Annotated in this window: 24 protein-coding genes, 2 tRNA genes and 1 pseudogene; 13 read left to right on the top strand and 14 right to left on the bottom strand. The window is 70.1% G+C overall.

From position 1 onward, the window contains the following. The first annotated feature begins 34 nt into the window (after positions 1–34). Entirely contained in the window at positions 35–1,093 is a 1,059-nt protein-coding gene (locus AC3IX6_RS18345) for a DMT family transporter (protein WP_489371197.1), read from the top strand. Here AC3IX6_RS18345 and AC3IX6_RS18350 read toward each other — a convergent pair. After that, the gene (locus AC3IX6_RS18350; protein ID WP_489371198.1) at positions 1,028–2,041 is read right to left on the bottom strand and encodes a LuxR C-terminal-related transcriptional regulator; all 1,014 of its coding nucleotides are present in this window, start codon (positions 2,039–2,041) and stop codon (positions 1,028–1,030) included. The two genes, AC3IX6_RS18345 and AC3IX6_RS18350, sit on opposite strands and share 66 nt — an antisense overlap. 244 nt (positions 2,042–2,285) lie before the next feature. Here AC3IX6_RS18350 and AC3IX6_RS18355 point away from each other — a divergent pair, with 244 nt between their 5' ends. Together AC3IX6_RS18355 and AC3IX6_RS18360 are read left to right on the top strand one after the other, a co-directional pair. After that, positions 2,286–2,411 carry a hypothetical protein gene (locus AC3IX6_RS18355; RefSeq protein ID WP_489371199.1) on the top strand — a complete coding sequence of 42 codons (126 nt, stop codon included), beginning with the start codon at positions 2,286–2,288 and terminating at the stop codon, positions 2,409–2,411. A 2-nt stretch (positions 2,412–2,413) separates the two neighbouring features. Next, positions 2,414–3,256: a hypothetical protein gene (locus AC3IX6_RS18360; RefSeq protein ID WP_489371200.1), complete on the top strand. Its 843-nt coding sequence runs from the start codon at positions 2,414–2,416 to the stop codon at positions 3,254–3,256. Positions 3,257–3,338: 82 nt separating this feature from the next. Here AC3IX6_RS18360 and AC3IX6_RS18365 read toward each other — a convergent pair. Next, positions 3,339–3,411: transfer RNA gene (locus AC3IX6_RS18365), tRNA-Ala, on the bottom strand. 159 nt (positions 3,412–3,570) lie between these two features. On the opposite strand from AC3IX6_RS18365, the gene AC3IX6_RS18370 reads away from it, so the two are divergent. Next, positions 3,571–4,122 (top strand): helix-turn-helix domain-containing protein, encoded by a 552-nt coding sequence (locus tag AC3IX6_RS18370; protein ID WP_243331094.1) that lies wholly within the window; start codon positions 3,571–3,573, stop codon positions 4,120–4,122. Positions 4,123–4,172: 50 nt separating this feature from the next. After that, positions 4,173–5,501: a serine/threonine-protein kinase gene (locus tag AC3IX6_RS18375; RefSeq protein ID WP_489371201.1), complete on the top strand. Its 1,329-nt coding sequence runs from the start codon at positions 4,173–4,175 to the stop codon at positions 5,499–5,501. Between the two features lie 13 nt (positions 5,502–5,514). Here AC3IX6_RS18375 and AC3IX6_RS18380 read toward each other — a convergent pair whose 3' ends face one another. The 12 genes and pseudogenes from AC3IX6_RS18380 to dnaA (AC3IX6_RS18435) form a co-directional block, all read right to left on the bottom strand. Next, the gene (locus tag AC3IX6_RS18380) at positions 5,515–6,822 is read right to left on the bottom strand and encodes a hypothetical protein (RefSeq protein WP_489371202.1); all 1,308 of its coding nucleotides are present in this window, start codon (positions 6,820–6,822) and stop codon (positions 5,515–5,517) included. Between the two features lie 124 nt (positions 6,823–6,946). After that, entirely contained in the window at positions 6,947–7,081 is a 135-nt protein-coding gene (locus AC3IX6_RS18385) for a DLW-39 family protein (RefSeq protein ID WP_208809277.1), read from the bottom strand. Between the two features lie 145 nt (positions 7,082–7,226). Next, a tRNA-Ile gene (locus AC3IX6_RS18390) sits at positions 7,227–7,300 on the bottom strand. 106 nt (positions 7,301–7,406) lie between these two features. Continuing rightward, complete coding sequence (locus AC3IX6_RS18395) at positions 7,407–7,952, bottom strand: DUF3566 domain-containing protein (protein ID WP_489371203.1); 546 nt, start codon at positions 7,950–7,952, stop codon at positions 7,407–7,409. 86 nt (positions 7,953–8,038) lie between these two features. Next, a complete protein-coding gene (gene gyrA / locus AC3IX6_RS18400) occupies positions 8,039–10,654 on the bottom strand; it encodes a DNA gyrase subunit A (RefSeq protein WP_489371204.1) in 2,616 nt (871 codons plus the stop codon). A 40-nt stretch (positions 10,655–10,694) separates the two neighbouring features. Further along, the gene (gyrB, locus tag AC3IX6_RS18405; RefSeq protein ID WP_327253836.1) at positions 10,695–12,752 is read right to left on the bottom strand and encodes a DNA topoisomerase (ATP-hydrolyzing) subunit B; all 2,058 of its coding nucleotides are present in this window, start codon (positions 12,750–12,752) and stop codon (positions 10,695–10,697) included. Between the two features lie 537 nt (positions 12,753–13,289). Then, positions 13,290–13,841, bottom strand: coding sequence for a DciA family protein (locus AC3IX6_RS18410; RefSeq protein ID WP_489371205.1), 552 nt, complete (start codon positions 13,839–13,841; stop codon positions 13,290–13,292). Then, positions 13,838–14,974 carry a DNA replication/repair protein RecF gene (gene recF / locus AC3IX6_RS18415; RefSeq protein WP_489371206.1) on the bottom strand — a complete coding sequence of 379 codons (1,137 nt, stop codon included), beginning with the start codon at positions 14,972–14,974 and terminating at the stop codon, positions 13,838–13,840. The genes AC3IX6_RS18410 and recF overlap by 4 nt, the downstream gene beginning before the upstream one ends. A 102-nt stretch (positions 14,975–15,076) precedes the next feature. Beyond that, positions 15,077–15,952 carry a phosphogluconate dehydrogenase (NAD(+)-dependent, decarboxylating) gene (gnd, locus tag AC3IX6_RS18420; RefSeq protein ID WP_243331108.1) on the bottom strand — a complete coding sequence of 292 codons (876 nt, stop codon included), beginning with the start codon at positions 15,950–15,952 and terminating at the stop codon, positions 15,077–15,079. Positions 15,953–16,260: 308 nt separating this feature from the next. Beyond that, positions 16,261–17,391, bottom strand: coding sequence for a DNA polymerase III subunit beta (gene dnaN, locus AC3IX6_RS18425; protein ID WP_243331110.1), 1,131 nt, complete (start codon positions 17,389–17,391; stop codon positions 16,261–16,263). 879 nt (positions 17,392–18,270) lie between these two features. Next, a complete protein-coding gene (gene dnaA / locus AC3IX6_RS18430) occupies positions 18,271–19,506 on the bottom strand; it encodes a chromosomal replication initiator protein DnaA (RefSeq protein ID WP_489371482.1) in 1,236 nt (411 codons plus the stop codon). Between the two features lie 11 nt (positions 19,507–19,517). Next, a pseudogene (gene dnaA / locus AC3IX6_RS18435) lies at positions 19,518–20,079 on the bottom strand (chromosomal replication initiator protein DnaA); the annotation flags it as partial. Positions 20,080–20,438: 359 nt separating this feature from the next. On the opposite strand from dnaA (AC3IX6_RS18435), the gene rpmH reads away from it, so the two are divergent. The 8 genes from rpmH (at position 20,439) to AC3IX6_RS18475 (ending at position 26,213) form a co-directional block, all read left to right on the top strand. Continuing rightward, positions 20,439–20,576, top strand: coding sequence for a 50S ribosomal protein L34 (rpmH, locus tag AC3IX6_RS18440; RefSeq protein WP_100597229.1), 138 nt, complete (start codon positions 20,439–20,441; stop codon positions 20,574–20,576). Positions 20,577–20,599: 23 nt separating this feature from the next. Further along, on the top strand, positions 20,600–20,974 hold the full coding sequence (rnpA, locus tag AC3IX6_RS18445; protein ID WP_267754555.1) for a ribonuclease P protein component: 375 nt from the start codon (positions 20,600–20,602) through the stop codon (positions 20,972–20,974). After that, positions 20,971–21,252: a membrane protein insertion efficiency factor YidD gene (gene yidD, locus AC3IX6_RS18450; protein WP_007265231.1), complete on the top strand. Its 282-nt coding sequence runs from the start codon at positions 20,971–20,973 to the stop codon at positions 21,250–21,252. Before rnpA ends, yidD begins: the two co-directional genes overlap by 4 nt. Positions 21,253–21,255: 3 nt before the next feature. After that, the gene (gene yidC, locus AC3IX6_RS18455) at positions 21,256–22,362 is read left to right on the top strand and encodes a membrane protein insertase YidC (protein WP_489371207.1); all 1,107 of its coding nucleotides are present in this window, start codon (positions 21,256–21,258) and stop codon (positions 22,360–22,362) included. Positions 22,363–22,377: 15 nt separating this feature from the next. Continuing rightward, positions 22,378–22,887 (top strand): Jag family protein, encoded by a 510-nt coding sequence (locus AC3IX6_RS18460; RefSeq protein ID WP_243331117.1) that lies wholly within the window; start codon positions 22,378–22,380, stop codon positions 22,885–22,887. A gap of 168 nt (positions 22,888–23,055) precedes the next feature. After that, positions 23,056–23,766, top strand: a complete 711-nt coding sequence (rsmG, locus tag AC3IX6_RS18465; RefSeq protein WP_489371483.1) for a 16S rRNA (guanine(527)-N(7))-methyltransferase RsmG — start codon at positions 23,056–23,058, stop codon at positions 23,764–23,766. A 264-nt stretch (positions 23,767–24,030) separates the two neighbouring features. Next, positions 24,031–25,122 carry a ParA family protein gene (locus AC3IX6_RS18470; RefSeq protein WP_489371208.1) on the top strand — a complete coding sequence of 364 codons (1,092 nt, stop codon included), beginning with the start codon at positions 24,031–24,033 and terminating at the stop codon, positions 25,120–25,122. Beyond that, positions 25,119–26,213, top strand: a complete 1,095-nt coding sequence (locus tag AC3IX6_RS18475; RefSeq protein ID WP_489371209.1) for a ParB/RepB/Spo0J family partition protein — start codon at positions 25,119–25,121, stop codon at positions 26,211–26,213. The genes AC3IX6_RS18470 and AC3IX6_RS18475 overlap by 4 nt, the downstream gene beginning before the upstream one ends. Positions 26,214–26,234: the final 21 nt, after the last annotated feature.

Genomic DNA, 26,234 nt, shown 5'->3' on the forward strand with positions numbered 1-26,234 from the left:
CACCCCTCCCCCACACCCCGTAGGAGTAGTACCGATGACCGCCACCGCCACCGCCCGGGCCCGCCGCGCCTGGCTGACCGATCTGCCCGTACTGCTGGTCGCAGTGGTGTGGGGATCGAGCTACCTGGCCGCCAAGGGCGTCACCACCACCCAGACCGTGCTGGCCGTGCTGGTGCTGCGGTTCGCGGTGGCCCTGCCGGTGCTCGTCATCGCCGGGTGGCGCAGGCTCCGCGCCCTCGGCGGGGCGCAGGTGCGCGGCGCGGGCGTCCTCGGGCTGATCCTCGCCGGGATCTTCCTGCTGGAGACCTACGGGGTGGTGCACACCTCCGCGACGAACGCCGGGCTCATCATCAGCCTCACGATGATCTTCACCCCGATCGCGGAGAGCCGGATCCGCGGGACCGCGCTGCCGCGCCCCTTCATGGCGGCGGCCGGGCTGTCGGTGGCGGGCGTCCTGCTGCTGACCCAGGGGGCCGGCTTCACCGCGCCCTCCCTCGGCGACCTGCTGATGCTGGGCGCGGCCCTGGCCCGTACCGTCCACGTCCTCGCGATGTCGCGGATGAAGTCGGTCCGGGGCGCGGACTCGATGTCGATGACCACGCTCCAGCTCGGCAGCGCGGTCACGGTGTTCGCCCTGCTGTCCTTCGCGCCGGGCACCGGCGCCGCCCCGTGGGCGGCCGCCGCCGCGTTCGACGTGTCCGACTGGCTCTGGCTGGTCTACCTGTCCGTGTTCTGCACGCTCTTCGCCTTCTTCACGCAGATGTGGGCCGTCCGCAAGACCTCGCCCTCGCGGGTCAGCCTCCTGCTGGGCACCGAGCCCGTGTGGGCCGCCGTGTTCGGCATCGCACTGGCCGGGGACCGGCCCGGACTGCTCGGCCTGGCGGGCGCGCTGCTGGTCCTCGCGGGCACCGCCTGGGGCCGCACGGCCGCCGCCGTCCCGGCCACAGCGGACGAGGCCGACCCTGACGAGACCGCCCCGAACGAGGCCGCCGCGAACGAGGCCGCCCCGCAGACCGGGGCCACCGCCTCAGTCGTCGAGCCAGCCCAGCCGGACCGCGCACACACCGGCCTGGAACCGGCTGGCCGCGCCTAGCCGTTCGGTCAGCTCGGAGACGAGACGGCGGACCGTGCGCTCGGACACCCCGAGCTTGCGGGCCATCGTCTCGTCCGTCAGTCCGCCCTCCAGCATCCGCAGCAGCTCGCGGTGGCGGCCGGTGGGCTGCCAGCCGCCCCCGCCCCCCGGGGCCTCCGCACTCGCCGCGGTGACGCCCTCGCCCAGCACGCCGGCGGCCGCCCAGCAGTGCTCGAAGATCCCGCGCAGGACGCCGACCAGCGTCTCCCCGCGCAGTACGACGGCGGCGATGTCCCCGTCCACCGGCTCGGGGGCGGGGACGATGGCCAGGGAGCGGTCCACCACGATCAGCCGCAGCGGCAGGGTGTGCGCGGTGCGCACCTGGGCCCCGGCGGTGTTCAGCCTGCGCAGGTACGCGCTCATGTGCGGCACGGCGGCGGCCGACCCCAGGTGGATGGTGCGGATCTGCACCCCGCGGCCGAGCGCCAGCCGGTCCCGCTCCAGGCCCGCTTCGATCATCTCGGCGGGCAGCGCCCGTCCCGGGTGCAGGGAGAGCACCTCGCGCTCGACCCGCTGCGAGGCGTCCTCCAGGGCGGCCGAGACATTGGCGGCGCCGGTGACCACCTCCATCTGCACGGAGGACAGTTCCCGGGCGTGCACCGGCTGGAAGTCGGTGACGACCTGGGCGAGCGCGGCCCGGGTCTGCTGCACGGCCGAGAGCAGGGCCCCCGTGTGCTGTTCCTCCTCCAGCAGGAGGTTGCGCAGCGCCGTGTCCGGGGCCAGCGCCGTCCAGCCGTTGCGCGTCTCGGGCGAGGGCACGAACAGCCCGAGCCGGTTGAGCAGACGCAGGGCGTCGGCGAACTCCGGGTCGGTCCACCCGCGTTCGCCCGTGACGAGCTCCGGCCGCCAGGACGCGTCGTCCAGTGCGATCCGGTACAGCTCCTGAGCCTTGGCCCGTACGTCGTCCACACCGCCCCCTCGGCTTGCCGAACCATCCCCCACGGTTCGCACCCGCGATCCTAGGAAGGGGTCCGCACTACGGCCAGTGAGGTCCGGCATACGGACATCCGCAGAGGTGGGAGCCGCTGCCGGACCGCCCTGCGTGTCCGCCCCTGGCCATGGCCGGTCCCGGAACTTCGCATCCGTAGCCACCGCCGAAGCCCCCGCAGCATGCTGGTCCCACACCACAGCACAGATCTTCCGGGGGTTCTCCATGTCTCGTGTCCGCACCGCTCTGCTCGCCCTGATCGCCGCCGCCTTCGTCCTCGGCGGAGCCCCCGCGGCCCTCGCCGCGCCGCAGCCGGCGGCCGCCTCGACCGACTCCTTCATCTGGGGCTGACCATGACGAGACGACCGGAAGTCGCGGTCGTCGCCCCGCTGACCGGCCCCCGGGCCGCCTGGGGGGCGGCGCTCCTCGGAGGGATCGAGCGGGCGAAGGCCGAGCACCCCGCGGCCGCCGACTGGCGGGTGCACGACGAGACCGCGGGGGTCGAGGAAGACGTCGTGGCAGGGGATTACGCGGCGGTGGTCGGACACACCGACCCGGCCCGCGGCAAGGCCGCGGCGGCGGCGTACGAGGCGGCGGGGCTGACCTGCCTGCTGCCCTTCCTGCCGCCCGGGGCCACCGCGCTCAGCTGGGCTCCCGACGAGGACTCCCTGCCGCGCTTGATCGTCGAGGGAGCGGCCGCACTGGGGGCGGCCTCTCTCTCGACGCTCCACGACGGCAGTGCGCAGTGGACGGAACTGGCCCGCCGGGTCGGCGAGGAGGCCGCCGCGGCCGGCCTGGCCACCACCCCGACCGCGGGCGCCGCCGCGCAGGACGTCCTCGCGGTACTGGCCCCCCAGGAACTCTGCCTGCGCCTCGCCCGCGCGGTGGCGCCCAGGGGCCCGGTGCTGATCCCCGCCGACTGCGGGCTCGGCACCTTCGGCTCCCTCGACTCGTACGCGGCGGGCCTCGAAGTCTGGGCCGTCCACGCGCACTCCTGCGCGGTGCGCCGGGCCGACAGCGCGGTCACGGCCCTGGCCCGGACCCTCACCGCCGCCCCGGACCTGCGCGGCCCGGCACTGACCGAAGCGGTACGGGCCAACTCGGGCGTCCTGCTGACCCCCCGGGGCGCACCCGTGGGCGAGGGCTGGCGCATCTCCCGGCTCCACGAACTGTGCCGCCGCCCCGGCCCCCGCTGACCCCCGCCGACCCCGCGGAGCCGTGCACGAAAAAACCCTGCCTGACCGGCGTTTCCGCTGGTCAGGCAGGGTTTTCTTGATGTGGAGCCTAGGAGATTCGAACTCCTGACATCTGCCTTGCAAAGGCAGCGCTCTACCAACTGAGCTAAGGCCCCGTATACGGGCACGGCCGTCCTCCGGGAGGGAGTGACCGTTCCGTAGGACAGAGTACCGGGTGTACCCCCTCATCCCGCAAAATGATAGGGACTCCCGCCCCGCGACCACTCTCCGTAAGATGCTCGCGAGGTTCGCACCAGCGAAGGGGAGTAGTAAGAGTGGACGCAGTACAGCAAGAGGCGACCGCCAGAGCCAGGGAACTCCAGCGGAGTTGGTACGGGGAGCCGCTCGGCGCGCTCTTCCGCCGGCTCATAGATGACCTCGGTTTGAACCAGGCCCGCCTCGCTGCCGTCCTCGGGCTGTCGGCTCCGATGCTGTCCCAGCTGATGAGCGGTCAGCGGGCCAAGATCGGAAACCCCGCCGTGGTCCAGCGGGTTCAGGCTCTCCAGGACCTCGCCGGCCAGGTGGCCGACGGGAGCGTCAGCGCGGGAGAGGCGACCGACCGCATGGACGAGATCAAGAAGACCCAGGGAGGTTCCGTCCTCAGCAACAGCACCAGCCAGGCCGCCACCGGTTCCGGCGCACCGACCGTCAAGCGCGTCGTGCGCGAGATCCAGTCGCTGCTGCGCTCGGTCTCCGCGGCGGGCGACATCATCGACGCGGCGGACACCCTCGCCCCGACCCACCCGGAACTGGCAGAGTTCCTCCGGGTGTACGGAGCGGGCCGCACCTCCGACGCCGTCGCGCACTACGAGGCGCACCAGAACTGACGCGCGACGCACGCGACGGACACAGCTGACGACGGGGGACGGGCGCAGCAATGGGTGAGATCTTCGCCGGCCGGTACGAACTGATCGACCCGATCGGACGTGGCGGCGCAGGCGCCGTATGGCGTGCCTGGGACCACCGGCGCCGCCGCTACGTCGCAGCGAAGGTCCTCCTGCAGAGCGATGCCCACACCCTGCTGCGGTTCGTCCGCGAGCAGGCGCTGCGGATCGATCACCCGCACGTACTGGCCCCGGCCAGCTGGGCGGCGGACGACGACAAGGTCCTCTTCACCATGGACCTCGTCGCCGGCGGTTCCCTCGCCCATGTGATCGGGGACTACGGGGCCCTGCCGCCCCGGTTCGTGTGCACGCTGCTCGACCAGCTCCTGTCGGGGCTGGCGGCGGTGCATGCGGAGGGTGTCGTGCACCGCGACATCAAACCGGCCAACATCCTGATGGAGGCCACTGGAACCGGGCGGCCGCACCTGCGGCTGTCCGACTTCGGCATCGCCATGCGCAAGGGCGAGCCCCGGCTGACCGAGACCGCCTACGTGGTCGGCACGCCGGGCTATCTCGCCCCCGAACAACTCCTCGGCTCCGAACCCGACTTCACCGCCGACCTGTTCGCCGTCGGACTGGTCGGCATCTACCTGCTCCAGGGCGCCAAGCCCGACTCCCAGGCCCTCGTGGAGCAGTTCTTCACCCACGGCACCCCCGATGCCCCCGAGGGCGTTCCCGCGCCGCTGTGGGACGTCCTGGCCGCGCTGCTCCAGCCGGACCCCCGGAGCAGGTTCCAGACGGCCACCGGGGCGCGCAGGGCCCTCGCCGAGGCCGTGGAACTGCTGCCGCCGCCCGGCCCGGACGGGGATCCGGTCGAGGTGTTCGACCAACTGGGCCCGGTGCCCGCCGGTTTCACGCCTCAAGGACCCCGAACACCCCACCTGCCCCAGCAGGTCACTCACGGGGATGCACCCCAGACCGCGCATCAGGCCGCGCACGAATCCCGGTACCAGGCCCAGTACCAAGGTCCGTCCGAGACCCCGCCCACGGCACCCCACGCGCCTCCCGTCGCCGACGCCCCCACCCCCGTCACCACTCCCCTCGGGGTCTTCGGGCCCTCGGAGACGGGCAGCTTCCACCTCCCGCCGCCCCTGGCCGCCGCCGACGCGACTCCGCAGAGCCCGCCGCAGCCGCATCCGCAGACGACGCCGACGGCCCCGTATCCGTACGCGCCGCAGCCGCAGCCGGAGCCCCAGCCGGCCCCTCCCGCCGCACCCCGCGCCACCGCCCTCGCGCCCCCGCCCGCGAAGGTCACCGCCGGGATCCTGCTCGCGGCGGTGCTGTGCTTCGCCGTCGGCATCTGGGCCCTGACCCAGCTCTAGGGCGCACCGCCTTCTAGGGGGTGCGCCGCCGGGCCAGCAGGATCCAGCCGCCCAGCACGAGCAGCAGCAGCGTCCCCGTACCGAAGCCGGCGCCCGCGACCACCCGCATCACCGACCGGTTCGCGGCGGCGGCGTCGGCCTCCACGGCCGTGCTGCCCTCCTTGGCCGCGGTGCGGTCCTGGGCCCCCACCCCGAAGCCGGCGGCCGCGAGGTCCTCCGCGTAGGCCGGGGCCTTGCCCGGCGTGCCGATGACCTCCATGCGCAGGGTCAGCGGGACGGGCACCGCGTCCTGGGTGAACTCCCCGACCTTCTGGGCCATGGTGACCGCGACGTAGTACCAGCCGGCCACCCGGACCGCCCCGACCTTCCGGTCGGGGGAGAAGCGGTTCTCGTAGGCCACGGGCGGCGTCCGCGGCAGGGTGAGCCCCGCCTGCTTCCCGTCGTACGTGGCCTCCTTGTCGTCGACCAGGGACCGGTACGGGCTGTACAGCGAGACGGTGAGCCCGGACGGGGCGTACCCGGAGTCCTTCGTCAGCCGGCCCGCGGAGAGTTCCGCGGCGAGCCCGAGCTGCTGCCCCCAGTCGAGCGGCACCCGGTAGAAGCGGGTCTGCCCGGGCCGCAGCTCGTCGCTCCAGACCCCGGTGTCCAGCGCCCGCGCGTCGTTGAAGCCGGTCCCGCCGGTGCGCTGCGCCGGATCGCTGCCCGGCAGGGTCGGGGAGGCGGAGGGCCAGACGCTGGGGGCCGCGGTGGGGGCGTTGCCCCCGCCGAGCTCCGGTTCGCGCTGGACCTTCAGCTCCAGGGGCCAGGCGGCCTGCTCCCCGTCCTTGCCCGCCTCGCGGGTGACCTTGACGTAGTAGGTGGCGCTCCCCTGGCAGTCGGCGTCCTCCTGCCGCACCCGGGCTCCCACGGCGCTGAGCGGAACGGCGTCGTAGCCGAAGGCCGCCCGCCCCGGGCTGCCCGGGCAGGAGCGGTTCTCGGCGTTCAGGACCTCCACCTCGAGGCCGTCGCTGTAGCTCACCTTGGCACCGCCCGGGGGCTGGAGCACGGCGGAGACGTACACGCTCGAACTGCCGTCGAGGTAGAGCCGGTAGTAGCGCTCCCCCGGCGCGATCGAGTCCTTGTAGACCGACCCGGCCTTCAGCTCCGGGGCGCCGGCCGTGGAGGGCTTGCCCGCCACCGCCACCGCACCGTCCGCGCCCCGGTAGGACGGCACCGGCTGCGGGCTCCCCGCGGCGCCCGCGACCCCCGGCAGCACCGCGACCAGCCCGAGGGCGGCCAGCCCCGCGACCGCGGCCGTCCGTACCCGACGTACCCCACCCATCACGCGCACCCACCCCGAGTTTGCCAACGCAAGCAAGTTCTTTGCATACCGCAACAATTCGTCACAGAGCAGCACAAAGCCCCGACCGCAGCGGCAGTCGGGGCTCTGGGATCAACCTCGGGTCTCACACACCGGAACCAGAAGGCACGGAGTCGGTTGCCTCCGTCCACAGGTCCTGCTCCGCACGGTCCGCCTGGATCTGGCGGTACACGAGGAGCCCGCCGATGGCGGCCAGTGCGACCAGGAGCAGCTTCTTCACCGCGCGACCTCGTCTTTCGTTGACGTAGGGGACTTCTGGCGCCCAACAATACACACCGACCGATACCGATCGGTGACCTACCACTGCACCAACTGGCCCAACGACAAAGACCCCCAGGCCATGGGCCTGGGGGTCTTCGACACTGTGGGGCTAACAGGATTTGAACCTGTGGCCTCATCCTTATCAGGGATGCGCTCTAACCAACTGAGCTATAGCCCCATCCGCGCTGCGCGCTGACTTCTGAAGGTTAGCGCACAGACCCGGTGACTCCAAAATCGATAGCGGCGGCCCGTCTGCGCAGGTCATCCGCCCCGTCCTCGGAGGCCTACTCGTCCTCGGCGAGCGTCAGCTCCACACCGCCGACGAATCCCGCCGACAGGTTGTAGATGAACGCGCCCAGGGTCGCCAGCGCCGTCATGAGCACCACGTCGATGACCGAGATCACCGTCGTGAAGATCAGAACGCGCGGCAGCGACAGGAAGGTCTGGAGGTCGAAGCCGTTGCTCTCGTTCGAGCCGGTCGCCTCACTGATCGTGCCGCCGACGCTGGAGAAGATGCCCATGGCGTCCATGACCATCCACAGCACCACCGCCGCGACGATCGTGCACACGCCCAGCGCGATCGACAGCAGGAAGCTGACCTTCATCACCGACCAGGGGTCGGCCTTGGCCACCCGGAGCCGCGCCTTGCGCGTCCTGGGCGCCATACGGGCCCCCGTGCGCGGCTTGCGCTGCGCACCGGGGTCGCCCGCCCCCCGCGGCGCCCCGGGGCCCTGGGGCACCGAGTACGCCTGCGGCGGGTGGTAGGGCTGCTGAGGGCCGGCCTGCGTCTGAGGTGACTGAGGCGGCTGCGGTCCTCGGGTGTCCGTCACGGTTCCCCCCTGAGAGTCCGCGGCGGGGCCACGGGCACCATTCGCTCCAGTGTGGGCCGGTCCGGCGCCCGTGGCTCCGCTCACGCTTACTCCTCGTGCTCCCCAGCCGAGGGCTCCGTGCCCCCGGCAGCCTCGGCGGCCTGTCCTTCGACGGCCGCCTCGGTCCCGATCTCGTTCTCGCTGTCGTCGGCCTCGTCAGTTTCCTGACCGGCCTCCGCGTTGCGGGCGATGCCGACGACGGCATCCCGCTTGCCCAGGTTGATCAGCTGGACGCCCATGGTGTCACGGCCGGTCTCCCGTACTTCGTTGACGCGCGTACGAATCACACCACCGCTGAGCGTGATGGCGAGGATTTCGTCCGTTTCGTCGACCACGAGCGCCCCGACGAGCGAGCCGCGGTCCTCCACGATCTTCGCCGCCTTGATGCCCAGGCCACCACGGCCCTGGACGCGGTACTCCTCCACCGGCGTCCGCTTGGCGTAGCCGCCGTCGGTCGCGGTGAAGACGAACGTACCGGGCCGGACCACGCTCATGGAGAGCAGTTCGTCCCCTCCGCGGAAACTCATGCCCTTCACGCCCGAGGTGGCGCGGCCCATCGGGCGCAGCGCGTCGTCGGTCGCCGTGAAGCGGATCGACTGCGCCTTCTTGCTGATGAGCAGCAGGTCGTCCTCGGCGGACACCAGCTCGGCGCCGATCAGCTCGTCGTCGCTGCCGTCCTCGGTCTCCCGCAGGTTGATGGCGATGACGCCACCCGAACGGGGCGAGTCGTAGTCCTTGAGCGCCGTCTTCTTCACCAGGCCGCCCTTGGTGGCCAGGATCAGGTACGGGGCGATCTCGTAGTCGCGGATCGCGAGGATCTGGGCGATCTTCTCGTCCGGCTGGAAGGCCAGCAGGTTCGCCACGTGCTGCCCGCGGGCGTCACGGCCGGCGTCCGGGAGCTCGTACGCCTTGGAGCGGTAGACCCGGCCCTTGTTCGTGAAGAACAGCAGCCAGTGGTGCGTGGTGGACACGAAGAAGTGGTCGACGAGGTCGTCCTGCTTCAGCTTCGTGCCGCGCACGCCCTTGCCGCCGCGCTTCTGCGAGCGGTAGTCCTCGGTCTTGGTGCGCTTGACGTACCCGCCGTGGGTGATCGTGACGACGATGTCCTCTTCGGCGATCAGGTCCTCCATGGACATGTCGCCGTCGAAGGGCACCAGCTTGGAACGCCGGTCGTCGCCGAACTTCTCGACGATGGCCGCCAGTTCCTCGCTGACGATCTGACGCTGGCGCTCCTCGGAGGCCAGGATCGCGTTGTACTCGTTGATCTTGGCCTGGAGCTCGTCGTGCTCGGCGACGATCTTCTGCCGCTCCAGGGCCGCCAGGCGGCGGAGCTGCATCTCCAGGATCGCGTTCGCCTGGATCTCGTCGATCGACAGCAGGCCCATCAGGCCCTCGCGGGCGATCTCGACCGTGTTGCTGCGCCGGATCAGCGCGATGACCTCGTCGATCGCGTCCAGCGCCTTGAGCAGACCGCGCAGGATGTGGGCGCGCTCCTCCGCCTTGCGCAGGCGGAACTTCGTGCGCCGGACGATGACCTCGATCTGGTGCGTCACCCAGTGGCGGATGAACGCGTCGATCGACAGCGTGCGCGGCACGCCGTCCACCAGCGCCAGCATGTTCGCGCCGAAGTTCGTCTGCAGGTCGGTGTGCTTGTACAGGTTGTTCAGCACGACCTTGGCGACGGCGTCGCGCTTGAGGACGATCACCAGGCGCTGGCCCGTCCGGGACGAGGTCTCGTCGCGGACGTCGGCGATGCCGCCGACCTTGCCGTCCTTCACCAGGTCGGCGATCTTCTGCGCCAGGTTGTCGGGGTTGGTCTGGTACGGAAGCTCCGTGACCACCAGGCACTGGCGGTTCTGGATCTCCTCGACCTCGACCACCGCGCGCATCGTGATGGAGCCGCGACCGGTCCGGTACGCCTCCTCGATGCCCTTGCGGCCCACGACCAGGGCGCCCGACGGGAAGTCCGGGCCCTTGATCCGCTCGATGAGCGCGTCCTGGAGCTCCTCGTGCGAAGCCTCCGGGTGCTCCAGCGCCCACTGGGCGCCGGCCGCGACCTCGCGCAGGTTGTGCGGCGGGATGTTGGTGGCCATGCCGACCGCGATGCCCGCGGAGCCGTTGATCAGCAGGTTCGGGAACCGCGCCGGCAGGACGGTCGGCTCCTGGTTGCGGCCGTCGTAGTTGTCCTTGAAGTCGACGGTCTCCTCGTCGATGTCCCGGAGCATCTCCATGGCCAGCGGCATGAGCTTGCACTCGGTGTAACGCATCGCGGCCGCCGGGTCGTTGCCCGGGGAGCCGAAGTTGCCGTTGGAGTCCACGAGCGGCATGCGCAGCGACCACGGCTGGGCCAGGCGGACCAGGGCGTCGTAGATCGAGGAGTCACCGTGCGGGTGGTACGTGCCCATGACGTCGCCGACGACGCGGGCGCACTTGTAGAAGCCCTTCTCGGGCCGGTAGCCGCCGTCGTACATCGCGTACAGCACGCGGCGGTGGACCGGCTTGAGGCCGTCCCGTACGTCGGGCAGCGCGCGGGAGACGATGACGGACATCGCGTAGTCGAGGTAGGAGCGCTGCATCTCCGTCTCGAGCCCCACGGGCTCGATGCGTACGACGGGCTGCTCCTCCGCGGATTCCGCGGCGGTGGGCGTGGTTTCGTCGGCCATTGCTGGTCAGAGGTCCTTTCAGGCGGTCAGCTGAGCCGACTCAGATGTCGAGGAAGCGAACGTCCTTGGCGTTGCGCTGGATGAAGGAGCGCCGGGCTTCGACGTCCTCACCCATCAGCACCGAGAACAGGTCGTCGGCCTGCGCGGCGTCGTCCAGGGTGACCTGGCCGAGCACGCGGTGGTCCACGTCCATCGTGGTGATGCGCAGTTCCTCGGCGTTCATCTCGCCCAGACCCTTGAAGCGCTGGATCGAGTCTTCCTTGATCCGCTTGCCGTTCTGCTTGCCGAGCTCGACCAGGGCGTCGCGCTCGCGGTCCGAGTACGCGTACTCGAAGTCGTCGCGGCCCCACTTGATCTTGTACAGCGGCGGACGGGACAGGTACACGTGCCCGGCCTCGACCAGCGGCCGCATGAAGCGGAACAGGAAGGTCAGCAGCAGGGTGTTGATGTGCTGGCCGTCGACGTCGGCGTCCGCCATCAGGATGATCTTGTGATAGCGGAGCTTCTCGATGTCGAAGTCCTCGTGCACACCCGTGCCGAAGGCGCTGATCAGCGCCTGGACCTCGGTGTTCTGGAGGATCTTGTCGATACGGGCCTTCTCGACGTTCAGGATCTTGCCGCGGATCGGCAGGATGGCCTGGTACATCGGGTTGCGGCCGGACTTGGCGGAGCCGCCGGCCGAGTCGCCCTCGACGATGAAGATCTCGCACTTGGTCGGGTCGTTGGACTGGCAGTCCGACAGCTTGCCCGGCAGCGAGGCGCTCTCCAGCAGACCCTTGCGGCGCGTCAGGTCGCGGGCCTTGCGGGCCGCGACGCGCGCCGTGGCCGCCTGGATCGACTTGCGGATGATGTCCGCGGCCTCGTTCGGGTTCCGGTCGAACCAGTCGTTGAGGTGCTCGTGCACGACCTTCTGCACGAAGGTCTTCGCCTCCGTGTTGCCCAGCTTGGTCTTCGTCTGGCCCTCGAACTGCGGCTCGCCCAGCTTCACCGAGATGATCGCCGTCAGACCCTCGCGGATGTCCTCGCCGGCGAGGTTGTCGTCCTTCTCGCGGAGGAACTTCTTCTCGCGCGCGTAGCGGTTGACCAGGCCGGTCATCGCCGCGCGGAAGCCCTCTTCGTGAGTGCCGCCCTCGTGCGTGTGGATCGTGTTCGCGAAGGAGTAGACGCCCTCGGTGTACTGCGAGTTCCACTGCATCGCGATCTCGACCGAGAGCATGCGCTCCTTGTCCTCGGCCTCGACGTCGATGACGGTCGGGTGGATCAGTTCGCCCTTGCGCGCGTTCAGGTACTTCACGAAGTCGACGATGCCGCCCTCGTAGTGGTACTTGACCGTGCGCGCCTGCTGGTCGTCGGTCTCCTCGGCGGTGTCCGCGCCCATCGTGGCCTTCGCCGACTCGCGCTCGTCCGTCAGCGAGAGGGTCAGGCCCTTGTTGAGGAAGGCCATCTCCTGGAAGCGGCGCGAAAGCGTCTCGAAGGAGTACTCGGTGGTCTCGAAGATGTCGCCGTCGGCCCAGAAGGTGACCGAGGTGCCCGTCTCGGACGTCTCCTCGTTCTTCAGCAGGGCGGCCGTCGGCACACCGAGCTTGTAGTCCTGGGTCCAGCGGAAGCCGTCGGTCTTGACCTCGACCGCGACCCTGGTCGACAGGGCGTTCACGACGGAGACGCCGACGCCGTGCAGACCGCCGGAGACGGCGTAGCCGCCGCCGCCGAACTTGCCGCCCGCGTGCAGGACCGTCAGCACGACCTCGACGGCCGGCTTCCCCTCGGACGGCACGATGCCGACCGGGATACCGCGGCCGTTGTCGACCACGCGCACGCCGCCGTCGGCGAGGATCGTCACGTCGATGGTGTCCGCGTGCCCGGCCAGGGCCTCGTCGACCGAGTTGTCGACCACCTCGTAGACGAGGTGGTGGAGCCCGCGCTCACCGGTCGAGCCGATGTACATGCCGGGCCGCTTGCGGACCGCGTCCAGGCCCTCGAGGACCTGGATGGCACTGGCGTCGTACGAGGAGGTGACCTCGCCGTTCTGGCCGACTGTGGACTGGTTGTCGTTGGGGTTGCCGGAATCGGCCACGAAGCGCCCTTTCTGGCACAGCACAGGCCGTACTCCGGGCCGGCATGCATGCAAGCGGGAGCGGCTGCGTCGATCTGCGTTGTCAGCGGTGGTCAGCTTTACTCGACTGAATCCCGCGCGTGCGCGGGATTCTCGTTCAGTCTACCGGTATCACCCCCATGAATGGGCGTTTGCCGGTACCTGAGTCCGCATGTGCCGCCCGGAAACTCCTCTCTCCGACTCCCCATATCCAGGGAGGGGCTCAAAGAGGCTCACACGGGCATTGAGCGCTTCGGGCTGTCAACCTCCCGCTACCGTGAGGGACACCACCCGCACAGCCGTCCGCACGAGGCGACCGCGGGTACCTACTCACCCGTACGGGTGCCCGCGCGGGCGGGCCGTACGGGTGTACGCGCATCGGGGCGCGGGACCGGGCGCAGGACCGGGAACGGGCCGGGGCACGACCGGTACACGCAGGGCCGGGCACGCCGGTTCAGCCGTCCGCGCTCAGGCACTCAGGTACTCAGGCGCGCGGAACCGGGCCTCGCGGCGCCAGGCCCCGGCGACGCACGGCCCGCGGGCTCACCCGTACGTGTCCCCCGGGCCGGTGCTCCCCGGCGCCCGCCAGGGCCCGTACCGCTTCGGCCCGCCGCCCGGGCCGTGGACCTTGATCAGCCGTACGGTGCCCTGCCCCAGGTCCGCGTTGAGCCGGGCCACCAGCTGCGGGGCCAGCAGCTTCAGCTGCGCCGCCCACGCCGAGGAATCGCAGCGCACCACCAGCTCGCGGTCCTCGTACGTGGCCGGCACGCAGTGCGCCGCGATGTCCGGGCCGACGATCTCCGGCCAGCGCTCCATCACGCCCGCCACCGCCATCGGCATCTCCCAGCCGCGCTCCGTGCGCAGCCGGTCCAGCGCCGCCATCAGCGGCATCGGGTCCCGGCCGTCCGCCCGGGCGCCCGAGCGCAGGCCCGGCCGGTAGGCGCCCTTCTTGTTCTGCGCCGCGTTGCCGCGGGCCCGCGCCTGCTCGCGCGCCGCCGCCAGCGCCTGGCGCGCCAGGTCCACGCCGGAGGGTTCGGCCGCCTTGCGCGGCGGGTCCTGCGGGTCCTGCGGGGGGTCCTGCTCCTTGCCGCTCACAGCCGGGTCACCTCCCCGCCGGCCACCGCGAACCGGGTCCCGACCAGCACCCCGGGCACGTCGTCGTCCACCGCCGCCGTCACCAGCACCTGCTCGCCGGGCGCCACCAGCTCCGCCAGCCGCTCCCGGCGCCGCGCGTCGAGCTCCGCGAACACGTCGTCGAGGATCAGCACCGGCTCGCTGCCTTCCGAGCGCAGCAGCTCGTAGGAGGCCAGCCGCAGGGCCAGCGCGTACGACCAGGACTCGCCGTGGCTCGCGTACCCCTTGGCCGGCAGCTCCCCCAGGCGCAGCACCACGTCGTCGCGGTGCGGGCCGACCAGGGTCACCCCGCGCTCGATCTCCTGCTTGCGGACCTCCGCCAGGGAGCCGAGGAGGACCTCGTACAGGGCCTCGCGGGTGCGGGCCTCGCCGCTGTCCACCTGCTCGCCCGCGGAGGACTTGTAGGCCGCGCCGAGCGGGCCGCCGCCGGGCGCGAGCTGCTCGTACGCCTTGTCCGCCAGCGGCAGCAGGGTCGCGATCAGGTCGAGCCGGTGGGCCAGCAGTTCCGCGCCCGTGCGCGCCAGGTGCTGGTCCCACACGTCGAGCGTGGACAGGTCCATGGAGCGGCCGCCGTGCCGGCGGGCCATCGCCGCCGACTTCAGCAGGGTGTTGCGCTGCTTGAGCACCCGCTCGTAGTCCGAGCGCACGGCCGCCATGCGCGGCGAGCGGGCCGTGACGAGCTCGTCGAGGAACCGGCGCCGCTCCCCCGGGTCGCCCTTGACCAGCGCCAGGTCCTCGGGGGCGAACAGCACCGTGCGCACGATGCCCAGCACGTCCCTCGGCCTGACCTGCGAGGACCGGTTGATCCGGGCCCGGTTGGCGCGGCCCGGGTTCAGCTCCAGCTCCACGAGCTGCTGGCGCTCGCCCTGGGTGACCGCGGCCCGGATGACGGCGCGCTCGGCGCCCATCCGCACGAGCGGGGCGTCCGCGGAGACGCGGTGGCTGCCGAGGGTCGCGAGGTAGCCGATCGCCTCGACGAGATTGGTCTTGCCCTGCCCGTTGGGGCCCACGAACGCGGTGACGCCCGGGTCGAGGGGAACCTCGGCCCGGGCGTACGAGCGGAAGTCGGCCAACGAGAGATGCGAAACGTGCATGTGGCGCCGACCTCCCCCGGCTTCCTGCTGCTCTGCCGTGCTCCGCTCCACAGGCTGTGGACTACAAGCCGTGGCCCTGTGGACCTGTGGAGCGGTTGTGGATTACTTCTTCTCGACCGCGTGGCCGCCGAACTGGTTGCGCAGCGCGGCGATCATCTTCATCTGCGGGGAGTCGTCCTGGCGCGACGCGAAGCGCGCGAAGAGCGAGGCGGTGATCGCCGGCAGCGGCACCGCGTTGTCGATCGCGGCCTCGACCGTCCAGCGGCCCTCGCCGGAGTCCTGCGCGAAGCCGCGCAGCTGCTGCAGGTGCTCGTCCTCGTCCAGCGCGTTCACGGCCAGGTCCAGCAGCCAGGAACGGATGACCGTGCCCTCCTGCCAGGACCGGAACACCTCGCGGACGTCGGTGACCGAGTCGACCTTCTCCAGGAGCTCCCAGCCCTCGGCGTAGGCCTGCATCATGGCGTACTCGATGCCGTTGTGGACCATCTTCGCGAAGTGGCCGGCACCGATCTTGCCCGCGTGCACAGCGCCGAACTCACCCTCGGGCTTGAGGGCGTCGAAGACGGGCTGGACGGCCGCGACGTGCTCCTTGTCGCCGCCGTACATCAGCGCGTAGCCGTTCTCCAGGCCCCAGACGCCGCCCGAGACTCCGCAGTCCACGAAGCCGATGCCCTTGGCGGCCAGTTCGGCGCCGTGCTTCTCGTCGTCGGTCCAGCGCGAGTTGCCGCCGTCGACGACGATGTCGCCGGGCGAGAGCAGGCCGGCGAGCTCGTCCACGGTGGACTGGGTCGCCGCGCCGGCCGGGACCATCACCCACACCACGCGGGGGGCCTGCAGGCTGTCCACAAGCTCCGACAGGCTGTGGACATCGGCGAGGTCCGGGTTGCGGTCGTATCCGATGACGGTGTGGCCGGCGCGGCGGATGCGCTCGCGCATGTTGCCGCCCATCTTGCCGAGACCGACGAGACCAAGCTCCATCAGGTGGTTCCTTAAGCGTTGTGGCCGTCTGTGCCGGGGGTCACCCCTGCCCGGGGACATCCCCCCGTGCCGAGCCTACGCCGGGCCGTGCCGCCCGGCGCCACGGGCACTCCGGGTGTCGGCGCCCGGGCGCCGGGAGGGCCGCGCACGGGGCTCCGTACGGGCTCCCGCACGGCCGCCGCAGGACCCCTGCGGGGCTGCTACGGGCCCGCTACGGGGCTCCGCGGGCGGGCGGCGGAACGCCCTCGGGCCCGGTCCCGCGGGAAGCGGGGCCGGGCCCGAGGGGCTTGCCGCGTCGTTTCCCGGTCTCAGCCGGAGAGGCGGACCGGCATGATCAGGTACTTGTACGCCTCGTCGGCCTCGGCGTCGACCGCCGGGCGGCCGCTGAGCAGCGCCGGCTTGGTGGACGTGGTGAAGCTCAGCTGCGCGGCCGGAGAGTCGATCGCGCTCAGGCCGTCCAGCAGGAAGGTCGGGTTGAAGGCGATCGAGATGTCGTCGCCCTCGAGCTTCGCGTCGACGCGCTCCACAGCCTGTGCGTCGTCGGAGGAGCCGGCCTCCAGGATCAGCACGCCCTGCTCGAAGCTGAGGCGGACCGGGGTGTTGCGCTCGGCGACGAGGGCCACGCGCTTGACGGCCTCGACGAACGGGGCGGTCTCGATCACGGCGACCGAGTTGAACTCCGTCGGGAAGAGCGTGCGGTACTTCGGCAGGTCGCCCTCGAGGAGGCGGGTGGTGGTGCGGCGGCCGGCGCCCTCGAAGCCGATGAGGCCCTCGCCCTGGCCGGAGCCCGACAGCGCGATGGTGACCGTGTCGCCGCTGGTGAGCGACTTGGCGGTGTCCAGGAGGGTCTTGGCGGGCACCAGGGCCACGGCCGAGGCCTCGGGGTCCTCGGGCTTCCACAGGAACTCGCGGACCGCGAAGCGGTAGCGGTCGGTGGAGGCCAGGGTGACCTTGTCGCCCTCGATCTCGATGCGGACACCGGTCAGCACGGGCAGCGTGTCGTCGCGGCCGGCGGCGATGGCGACCTGGGCGGCGGCGGAGGCGAAGACCTCGCCGGGCACGGTGCCGGTCGCGGTGGGCATCGTGGGCAGCGCCGGGTATTCCTCCACAGGCAGGGTGTGGAGTGTGAATCGCGAGGATCCGCAGACCACGGTCGCCCGTACACCGTCTGTGGAAATCTCCACCGGGCGGTTGGGGAGGGCGCGGCAGATGTCGGCGAGCAGCCGGCCGGAGACCAGGACGGTGCCGTCCTCCTCGACGTCCGCCTCGACGGAGACGCGGGCCGAGACCTCGTAGTCGAAGCCGGAGAGGGACAGCTTGCCCTCCTCGGCCTTCAGCAGCAGGCCCGCGAGAACGGGCACCGGCGGCCGGGCCGGGAGGCTACGGGCAGCCCAGGCCACCGCCTCCGCGAGTACGTCGCGCTCCACCCGGATCTTCACCGGAAACCGCCTCCTGCTGTTGCTCGCTCGTCTGCCGGCCTTCGTCGTCGGCTCGTCGATGCCTCGACCGATGCCGGGGACCAGTCTGACGTACGGCGCCGACAGTCGTCGCTGCTGGCGGTCAAGTCGGGAGCGAGGTGTCGGGGAGGGCGATCCACGGAGTTGTGCACAGGACCCGCTTGAAAACCGAAACCGGGCTAACTCTCTATGGGGGTAGTAGTAGGGCCTGTGGAAACAGTGGATAACGCTGTTTTTGCAGGTCAGACCCAGTTTTTTATCCCCACACCCTGTGGGCGACACCGGTGGACAACCAGGTGTCTCTGTGGAGAACGAAAACTTCTGCACAGGCCATCCCCAGATGACCCCGACTACTCCACAGGTGTGTCCCCAGGTTTTCCCGAGTACTCCACAACCCAAACGTCGACTTCGGTGTGACCGCTTTCACTCGGGGCGGTGATGGAGGGTTCCTCGTTGCCGAACAGTGGACAACGGTGTGGGGAAGTCGTCTGATCCTGTGCACAGCACCCGGGAAGCTGTGGACCACCGGTGGACAACGCGGTGGACGGACCTGTGGATGAATATTTCGTCCACAGCCTGTGGATAGCCGTTTCGCACAATTCCACAGGGGTCTGACCAGCCCTGATGGTGCCTCACGCCTGGGACCTGTGGACAGTCTTGTGGGTGACGCAACCCGTCCCCAGGCTGTGGACGGAAGAAAGTCGCCCAATCTGTGGATGAGTTGCCTCCAAGGGGGCGTATTCGAACAGGTTGGGGGCGCACGCATGAAGAAGGGCGCCCCCGAAGTGACCCGGGAGCGCCCTCTGAAAGCGGTTTGAGAGGCTCGACGACGCCCCGAACGGTCCGTGCACAGAGCCGGCGTCAGCCGTTCTTGATGCGGTTGGTGAGCTCCGTTACCTGGTTGTAGATGGAGCGGCGTTCCGCCATCAGAGCGCGGATCTTGCGGTCCGCGTGCATGACGGTGGTGTGGTCGCGGCCGCCGAACTGCGCCCCGATCTTGGGCAGGGAGAGGTCGGTGAGCTCCCGGCACAGGTACATGGAGATCTGCCGGGCGGTGACCAGGACCCTGCTGCGCGAGGAGCCGCACAGGTCGTCCACGGTCAGCCCGAAGTAGTCGGCGGTGGCCGCCATGATGTCGGTGGCGGTGATCTCGGGCGAGCTGTCCTCGCCGCCCGGGATCAGGTTCTTCAGGACGTCCTCGGTCAGGCCCAGGTCGACCGGCTGCCGGTTCAGGCTCGCGAAGGCCGTGACCCGGATCAGCGCCCCCTCCAGCTCGCGGATGTTGCGCGAGATGCGGGAGGCGATGAACTCCAGCACCTCCGGCGGGGCGTTGAGCTGCTCCTGGACGGCCTTCTTGCGCAGGATCGCGATACGGGTCTCCAGCTCGGGCGGCTGGACGTCGGTGATCAGGCCCCACTCGAAGCGGTTGCGGAGCCGGTCCTCCAGGGTGGCGAGCTGCTTGGGCGGCCGGTCGGAGGAGAGGACGATCTGCTTGTTGGCGTTGTGGAGCGTGTTGAAGGTGTGGAAGAACTCCTCCTGCGTCGACTCCTTGCTCGCGAGGAACTGGATGTCGTCGACGAGAAGGATGTCCATCTCGCGGTAGCGCTTGCGGAAGGCGTCGCCCTTGCCGTCGCGGATCGAGTTGATGAACTCGTTGGTGAACTCCTCGGAGCTCACGTACCGCACCCGGGTGCCGGGGTAGAGGCTCCGCGCGTAGTGCCCGATGGCGTGCAGCAGGTGCGTCTTGCCCAGGCCCGACTCCCCGTAGATGAAGAGGGGGTTGTACGCCTTCGCAGGCGCCTCGGCGACGGCCACCGCGGCGGCGTGCGCGAAGCGGTTGGAGGCGCCGATGACGAAGGTGTCGAAGAGGTACTTGGGGTTCAGCCGGGCCGTCGGCTCCAGCGGTCCCGAGGTGGAGCCGACGGACGGGGCCGAGGGCGCGGGCCGGCTGGGCGCCTGCCGCGCGGGCGGCTGCTCGTACTGCTGCTGCTCGTACTGGCGGGAGGAGCGCTGCTGCTGACCCTCGTACTGCTGCTGCTCGTACTGCTGCTGTTCGTAGGAGCCCTGGTCGTAGGAGGAGGGCTCGGACTGCTGCATGTAGCCCGGCTGCGGGGAGGCGTACGGGTCGCGCTCGGGGAAACCGCCGAGGCGGGGCTGCTGCCAGCCGTAGTCGTCCTGCTGGCCGCCGCGGGGCCAGGCGCCGGGCTCGGAGCGCTGCTGCTGGTAGTCCGGGTAGGCGGGGCGGGCGTTGGGGAGCTGGTCGTCGGCGGGGCCGGTGTGGCCGCCGGGGCCCGTGTGGCCCATCGGACCGGTGTGCCCGCCGGGGCGCTGGCCGCCGTACGGTTCGTAGTCGTCGCGGGAGGAAGAGGCGGACGGGGCCGGGGGCGAGGGCTCGCCGGCGGAGTCGTCGACCGTGATCGCGATCCGGATGGGGCGGCCGCACTCACGGCTGAGGGCATCGCTGATGAGCGGGGCGAGCCGGCCCTCGAGGACGCGCTTGCCGTACTCATTGGGGACGGCGAGCAGCGCGGTGTCCGCCACCAGGGCCAGGGGCTGACAGCGCTCGACCCACTGCTTGTCCTTGGGCTCGATGCTGTTCTGTCCCTCCCCGAGGAGCTTTTCGAGCACCCTTGGCCACACTGCGGCAAGATCGGCAGGTACGTCAGCCACAGAGCACGCTCTCTCAGAGGGGGTCCCACGAATGTGTGGTTCTTTGGGACGGTCGGGACAAAAAATCCAGGGTCGGACAACGGTAGTCAGGCCAGCGGGTACGGTTCAAGTCGTTGTCCACAGCCTGTGCACAGTGTGGGGCACCGTCGGCTCGGTTTGACCGGATGGCGTAGCCGCGCGTACCGTAACGAGGTCGAGTTGTCGATGGCTGCTGCCGCCTGCCTACCGATGGGCGAAGATCACTGGTTGTGATCGTTTTGCGGTGCCACTCGGGCGAACACGCGAGTTTTCTCCTCGTGGGCGCACGGTGACAGCCAGGCGATGTCCCGCCTAAACGATTTATTCTCTGGAGCCCCCGAGTGAGCAAGCGCACCTTCCAGCCGAACAACCGCCGTCGTGCCAAGACCCACGGCTTCCGTCTCCGGATGCGTACCCGTGCCGGCCGCGCCATCCTCGCGAACCGTCGTGGCAAGGGCCGCGCCGAACTCTCCGCGTAACTGACGCGGCGGATCGTGACGTCGTGCTGTCTCCCGAAAATCGGCTGAGGCGGCGCGAGGACTTCGCGAGCGCGGTACGCCGAGGTCGCCGGGCTGGTCGCCCGCTCCTCGTCGTCCACCTACGTACAAGCGGTGCAACGGACCCGCACGCGCCGGGGGAGATCGATCCCTCGACGCGTGCGGGTTTCGTCGTCAGCAAGGCTGTCGGCATCGCCGTCGTACGCAACCGGGTCAAGCGCCGTTTGCGCCATCTCGTCCGCGAGCGGCTGTCTCAGCTGCCCGAAGGTAGCCTGATGGTGGTACGGGCTCTGCCCGGAGCGGGTGATGCCGGTCTCGACGAGCTGGCCCGGGACCTTGATGCCGCACTGCTGCGGCTCTTGGGAGGCGTGGCTCGATGAAGTACCCGCTGCTCGCATTGATCAAGCTGTACCAGTGGACCATCAGTCCGCTGCTCGGGCCGGTGTGCCGCTACTACCCCTCGTGCTCGCACTACGGGTTCACGGCCATCGACCGGCATGGTGCGGTGAAGGGGACGGCTCTGACCGCCTGGCGGATCCTGCGGTGCAATCCGTGGTCCCCGGGTGGCGTGGACCACGTCCCACCCCGGAAACGCCCGCGTTGGCACGAGCAGCTGCGCAGTGCGTTGCGTAGATCTCGCAATGCTCAAGGAGCCTGATTAGTGGACACGATTGCCAGTCTGTTCAGCTTTATTACCACGCCTGTCTCGTGGATCATCGTCCAGTTCCACAAGGTGTACGGCGCCATGTTCGGCGCGGACAGTGGGTGGGCCTGGGGCCTGTCCATCGTCTCCCTGGTGATCTTGATCCGTATCTGCCTGATCCCGCTCTTCGTGAAGCAGATCAAGGCGACGCGCGGCATGCAGGCGATCCAGCCGAAGATGAAGGCGATCCAGGAGCGCTACAAGAACGACAAGCAGCGCCAGTCCGAAGAGATGATGAAGCTGTACAAGGAGACGGGTACCAACCCGCTCTCCTCGTGCCTTCCCATCCTGGCGCAGTCCCCGTTCTTCTTCGCGCTCTACCACGTGCTTGCCTCCATCGCCAACGGCACGCCGATCGGCAAGATCGACGGCCCGCTGCTGGAGAGCGCGCGTAACGCGCACATCTTCGGAGCCCCGCTGGCTTCCAAGTTCACGGACAGCGCGGACAAGGTCGCCGCTCTGGGCGCCGACATCACCGACGTACGCATCGTCACCGCGATCATGATCGTGATGATGTCGCTGTCGCAGTTCTACACGCAGCGCCAGCTGATGCAGAAGAACGTCGACCTCTCGGTCAAGACGCCGTTCATGCAGCAGCAGAAGATGCTGATGTACGTCTTCCCCCTGATCTTCGCGGTCATGGGCATCAACTTCCCCGTCGGTGTCCTCGTCTACTGGCTGACCACCAACCTGTGGACCATGGGCCAGCAGATGTTCGTCATCAGCCGGAACCCCACCCCGGGCAGCCTGGCCCAGGACCAGTACCTGACGCGCCTGCTGAAGCAGATCACCTCCCACGGCGAGCTCAAGAGCCGGGGCAAGAAGAAGATCGTCGCGGCGATCGTGGCCAAGGGCCCGGACCGCAACGACAACGAGCGCAAGTTCATCACCGGTCTCACCAAGCAGGGCCTGGCCGCGCAGGCGGACGGCTCCGTGGCGAAGAGCGTCGAGGCGACCGTCGACTCCGATGCGGCCGGCGGTGGTGCCCAGAAGCGGCAGCAGCCCAAGCGCCAGTCGAAGTCGCAGCGTCAGACGCCCCCCAGCAAGCCCTCTCCCAAGAAGTAAGAAGGAGTCCCTCCCGTGACGGAAGGCACCACCACCGCCGCCGCTGAGAGTGGCGACACCCTGACCCGCCTCGAGCAGGAGGGTGAGATCGCGGCCGACTACCTTGAGGGTCTGCTGGACATCGCCGACCTGGACGGCGACATCGACATGGACGTCGAGGCGGACCGCGCCTCTGTCTCCATCGTCAGCGAGTCCGCTCGCGACCTGCAGAAGCTCGTCGGCCGCGACGGTGAGGTGCTGGAGGCTCTGCAGGAGCTGACCCGCCTCGCCGTGCACCGCGAGACCGGGGACCGCAGCCGGCTGATGCTGGACATCGGCGGCTTCCGGGCGAAGAAGCGCGAGGAGCTGACGGCGCTCGGCGCCAAGGCCGCGGAGGACGTGAAGACGTCCGGTGAGCCCCTGAAGCTGGACCCGATGACCCCCTTCGAGCGGAAGGTCGTCCACGACGCCGTGGCCGCCGCCGGTCTGCGGAGCGAGTCCGAGGGCGAGGAGCCGCAGCGCTTCGTCGTCGTACTTCCGGCCTGACCGGAAGCCTGTGTGTCCGGCCCCGTCTGTCTCGCAGGCGGGGCCGATCTTTGTCAGCCTGGCAGTGACGGCAGCAACGGCAGTGACGACAGTGCTGTGGTCGGGGTATTCACAACCATGCGGTACGGAAGGACGGTCCCCGTGACGGAGGCAGCTGAGCTTCCCCCGATGCCCGAAGAAGCGCCCCCGGCACCTGAAGAGGCGCGCGTGGTGTTCGGCGAGCATTTCCCGGAAGCTGTGCGGTACGCGGAGCTGCTGGCGGACGCGGGTGTCAAGCGGGGCCTGATCGGGCCGCGCGAGGTGCCGCGGCTCTGGGAGAGGCACCTGCTGAACTGCGCCGTGCTCTCGGAGGTGGTGCCCGAAGGCGTCACCGTGTGCGACGTGGGGTCGGGTGCCGGTCTCCCCGGCATTCCGCTGGCCCTGGTCCGGAGGGACCTGAAGATCACGCTGCTGGAGCCGCTGCTGCGCCGCACGAACTTCCTCCAGGAGGTCGTGGAGCTGCTGGGGCTCGACCATGTGACGGTGGTGCGCGGGCGGGCCGAGGAAGTCCTCGGCAAGCTCCAGCCGGTGCACGTGGTGACGGCGCGTGCGGTGGCCCCGCTGGACCGGCTGGCCGGGTGGGGCGTACCCCTGCTGCGCCCGTACGGCGAGATGCTGGCGCTGAAGGGCGACACCGCCGAGGAGGAGCTGGTGGCGGCGAAGGCCGCGCTGACCAAGCTCGGTGTGGTGAAGACCTCGGTGCTGCACGTGGGTGAGGGGATCGTGGATCCGCTGTCCACCGTGGTGCGGGTCGAGGTCGGGGAAAGCCCCGGCGGGGTGCGGTTCGCGGCGAAGCGGGCCAAGGCCGCCCGTACGAGCCGCACGCGCCGGCGTCGCTGAGCCCCTGCCGGGCAGCGCCCGCAGGCGTATCGCTGGGGTGTTGAGCCCTATAGGTATGGATTTCGGAGTGTCGTAGCGGCCGGATGACTCCGTCCGGGCATCGTGTTTCACGTGAAACGTCGCTCTCTGCTGCACGGAATCATCAGCCGCGGTCGTGCGGCCACGTCCCCCCGTCTCCGCAAGGGCGAAGGGGGGACGGAGTTGTCCACATCGGTGGATTCATCCACAGGAGTACGGGCCCCGCTGGTTCGCGACCCCGGTGACATGGCAGGCTCTGTTCATCGCGAGCCTGATGCCGAGGAGAGTGACACCGTGCGGTCAGACGCCAACCTTGCGGGGCCGATGGCCGATCCGGTCCCCGGTCCCCGCTCTGAATCCCCGGGCGACGATGTTTCACGTGAAACATCGGCCCCGCCCCTAGTGGACAACGAAGACACGCCCATCGGCCGAGCCGCCCAGATCGCGGTCGAGGCCCTGGGGCGTGCGGGTGAGGGCCTGCCCAGGCCCCCGAAGACCCGGATCATGGTGGTGGCCAACCAGAAGGGCGGCGTGGGCAAGACCACGTCGACCGTGAACCTGGCCGCATCCCTGGCCCTGCACGGTGCACGGGTCCTGGTGGTCGACCTCGACCCGCAGGGCAATGCCTCGACGGCGCTGGGCATCGACCACCACGCGGACGTGCCGTCCATCTACGACGTGCTCGTGGACAGCCGCCCACTGATGGAGGTCGTCCAGCCGGTGGCCGACGTGGAGGGCCTCTTCTGTGCGCCGGCCACGATCGATCTGGCGGGTGCGGAGATCGAGCTGGTGTCCCTCGTGGCACGGGAGAGCCGTCTCCAGCGGGCCATCCAGGCGTACGAGCAGCCGCTCGACTACATCCTGATCGACTGCCCGCCCTCGCTGGGCCTGCTGACGGTGAACGCCCTGGTCGCGGGCGCGGAGGTGCTGATCCCGATCCAGTGCGAGTACTACGCGCTGGAGGGTCTCGGTCAGCTGCTGCGCAATGTGGACCTGGTGCGGGCCCACCTGAACCCGACCCTGCACGTGTCCACGATCCTGCTGACGATGTACGACGGCAGGACCCGGCTGGCCTCGCAGGTCGCGGAGGAGGTGCGCACCCACTTCGGCAAGGAGGTGCTGCGCACGAGCATCCCGCGGTCGGTCCGCATCTCCGAGGCTCCGAGCTATGGGCAGACGGTGCTGACCTACGACCCGGGTTCCAGCGGTTCCCTCTCCTATCTGGAGGCGGCGCGGGAGATCGCGCTGCGCGGGGCCGGATTCCAGTACGACCCCCAGCACCCCCATCAGGGTGCGGGCATGAACAACACGCACAGCATGGCGGAGGGGATCCAGTGAGTGAGCGACGTAGGGGTCTGGGGCGGGGGCTCGGCGCGCTGATTCCCGCGGCTCCCCAGGAGAAGGTGCCGCCGGTGATCGGTGCCGGGTCGACGTCTCCGTCGGCGATGCCGGTACTGCCCTCGGAGCGGGGCATCGCAGCGGCGAAGCTGGCTTCGCTGGCGCAGGCCGATGTTTCACGTGAAACATCGCCGGTGGCCGCTTCCGTGAGCGAGCCCGAGCCGGTCGCTGCCCCGGAGGCCGGCGAGGTGGCGGGGGCTACGTTCGCGGAGCTCCCGATGGACTCCATCACGCCGAACCCGCGGCAGCCGCGCGAGGTGTTCGATGAGGACGCGCTGGCCGAGCTGGTGACCTCCATCCAGGAGGTGGGTCTGCTCCAGCCGGTGGTGGTGCGCCAGTCCGGCCCCGGTCGCTATGAGCTGATCATGGGCGAGCGGCGCTGGCGGGCGTGCCGGGAGGCCGGTCTGAACCGTATTCCGGCGATCATCCGGGCCACGGACGATGAGAAGCTGCTGCTGGACGCGCTCCTGGAGAACCTGCACCGGGCACAGCTGAACCCCTTGGAGGAGGCGGCCGCGTACGACCAGCTGCTCCAGGACTTCAACTGCACGCACGACCAGCTGGCGGACCGGATCGGGCGTTCCCGTCCGCAGGTGTCGAACACGCTGCGGCTGCTGAAGCTCTCTCCGCCCGTGCAGCGGCGGGTGGCGGCGGGTGTGCTGTCGGCGGGCCACGCGCGGGCCCTGCTGTCGGTGGACAACTCCGAGGAGCAGGACCGGCTGGCGCACCGGATCGTGGCCGAGGGGCTGTCGGTGCGTGCGGTCGAGGAGATCGTGGCGCTGATGGGTTCGCAGTCGCCGAGTGCGGTGAAGCCGAAGGGCCCGCGAGCGGGCGCCCGGGTCGCTCCCGCGCTCAATGAGCTGGCGACGCGGCTGTCGGACCGGTTCGAGACGCGGGTGAAGGTGGATCTGGGCCAGAAGAAGGGCAAGATCACCGTCGAGTTCGCGTCGATGGAGGACCTGGAGCGGATTCTGGGGACCCTGGCGCCGGGCGAGGGCCGGGTGCTGGACCAGGGCGCTGCCGGGGAGTAACGCGCAGCCCGGGGGCGGGTC

This window comes from Streptomyces sp. GL_141 (assembly GCF_057834385.1).

What these genes read in the sequence shown, in the direction of transcription:
- AC3IX6_RS18345 (WP_489371197.1), top strand. Translation starts at nt 35, where the DNA reads ATGACCGCCACCGCCACCGCCCGGGCCCGCCGCGCCTGGCTGACCGAT.
- AC3IX6_RS18355 (WP_489371199.1), top strand. Translation starts at nt 2,286, where the DNA reads ATGTCTCGTGTCCGCACCGCTCTGCTCGCCCTGATCGCCGCCGCCTTC.
- AC3IX6_RS18360 (WP_489371200.1), top strand. Translation starts at nt 2,414, where the DNA reads ATGACGAGACGACCGGAAGTCGCGGTCGTCGCCCCGCTGACCGGCCCC.
- AC3IX6_RS18375 (WP_489371201.1), top strand. Translation starts at nt 4,173, where the DNA reads ATGGGTGAGATCTTCGCCGGCCGGTACGAACTGATCGACCCGATCGGA.
- AC3IX6_RS18380 (WP_489371202.1), bottom strand. Translation starts at nt 6,822, where the DNA reads ATGGGTGGGGTACGTCGGGTACGGACGGCCGCGGTCGCGGGGCTGGCC.
- gyrA (WP_489371204.1), bottom strand. Translation starts at nt 10,654, where the DNA reads ATGGCCGACGAAACCACGCCCACCGCCGCGGAATCCGCGGAGGAGCAG.
- recF (WP_489371206.1), bottom strand. Translation starts at nt 14,974, where the DNA reads ATGCACGTTTCGCATCTCTCGTTGGCCGACTTCCGCTCGTACGCCCGG.
- gnd (WP_243331108.1), bottom strand. Translation starts at nt 15,952, where the DNA reads ATGGAGCTTGGTCTCGTCGGTCTCGGCAAGATGGGCGGCAACATGCGC.
- dnaA (WP_489371482.1), bottom strand. Translation starts at nt 19,506, where the DNA reads ATGCAGCAGTCCGAGCCCTCCTCCTACGACCAGGGCTCCTACGAACAG.
- yidD (WP_007265231.1), top strand. Translation starts at nt 20,971, where the DNA reads ATGAAGTACCCGCTGCTCGCATTGATCAAGCTGTACCAGTGGACCATC.
- rsmG (WP_489371483.1), top strand. Translation starts at nt 23,056, where the DNA reads ATGCCCGAAGAAGCGCCCCCGGCACCTGAAGAGGCGCGCGTGGTGTTC.
- AC3IX6_RS18470 (WP_489371208.1), top strand. Translation starts at nt 24,031, where the DNA reads ATGGCAGGCTCTGTTCATCGCGAGCCTGATGCCGAGGAGAGTGACACC.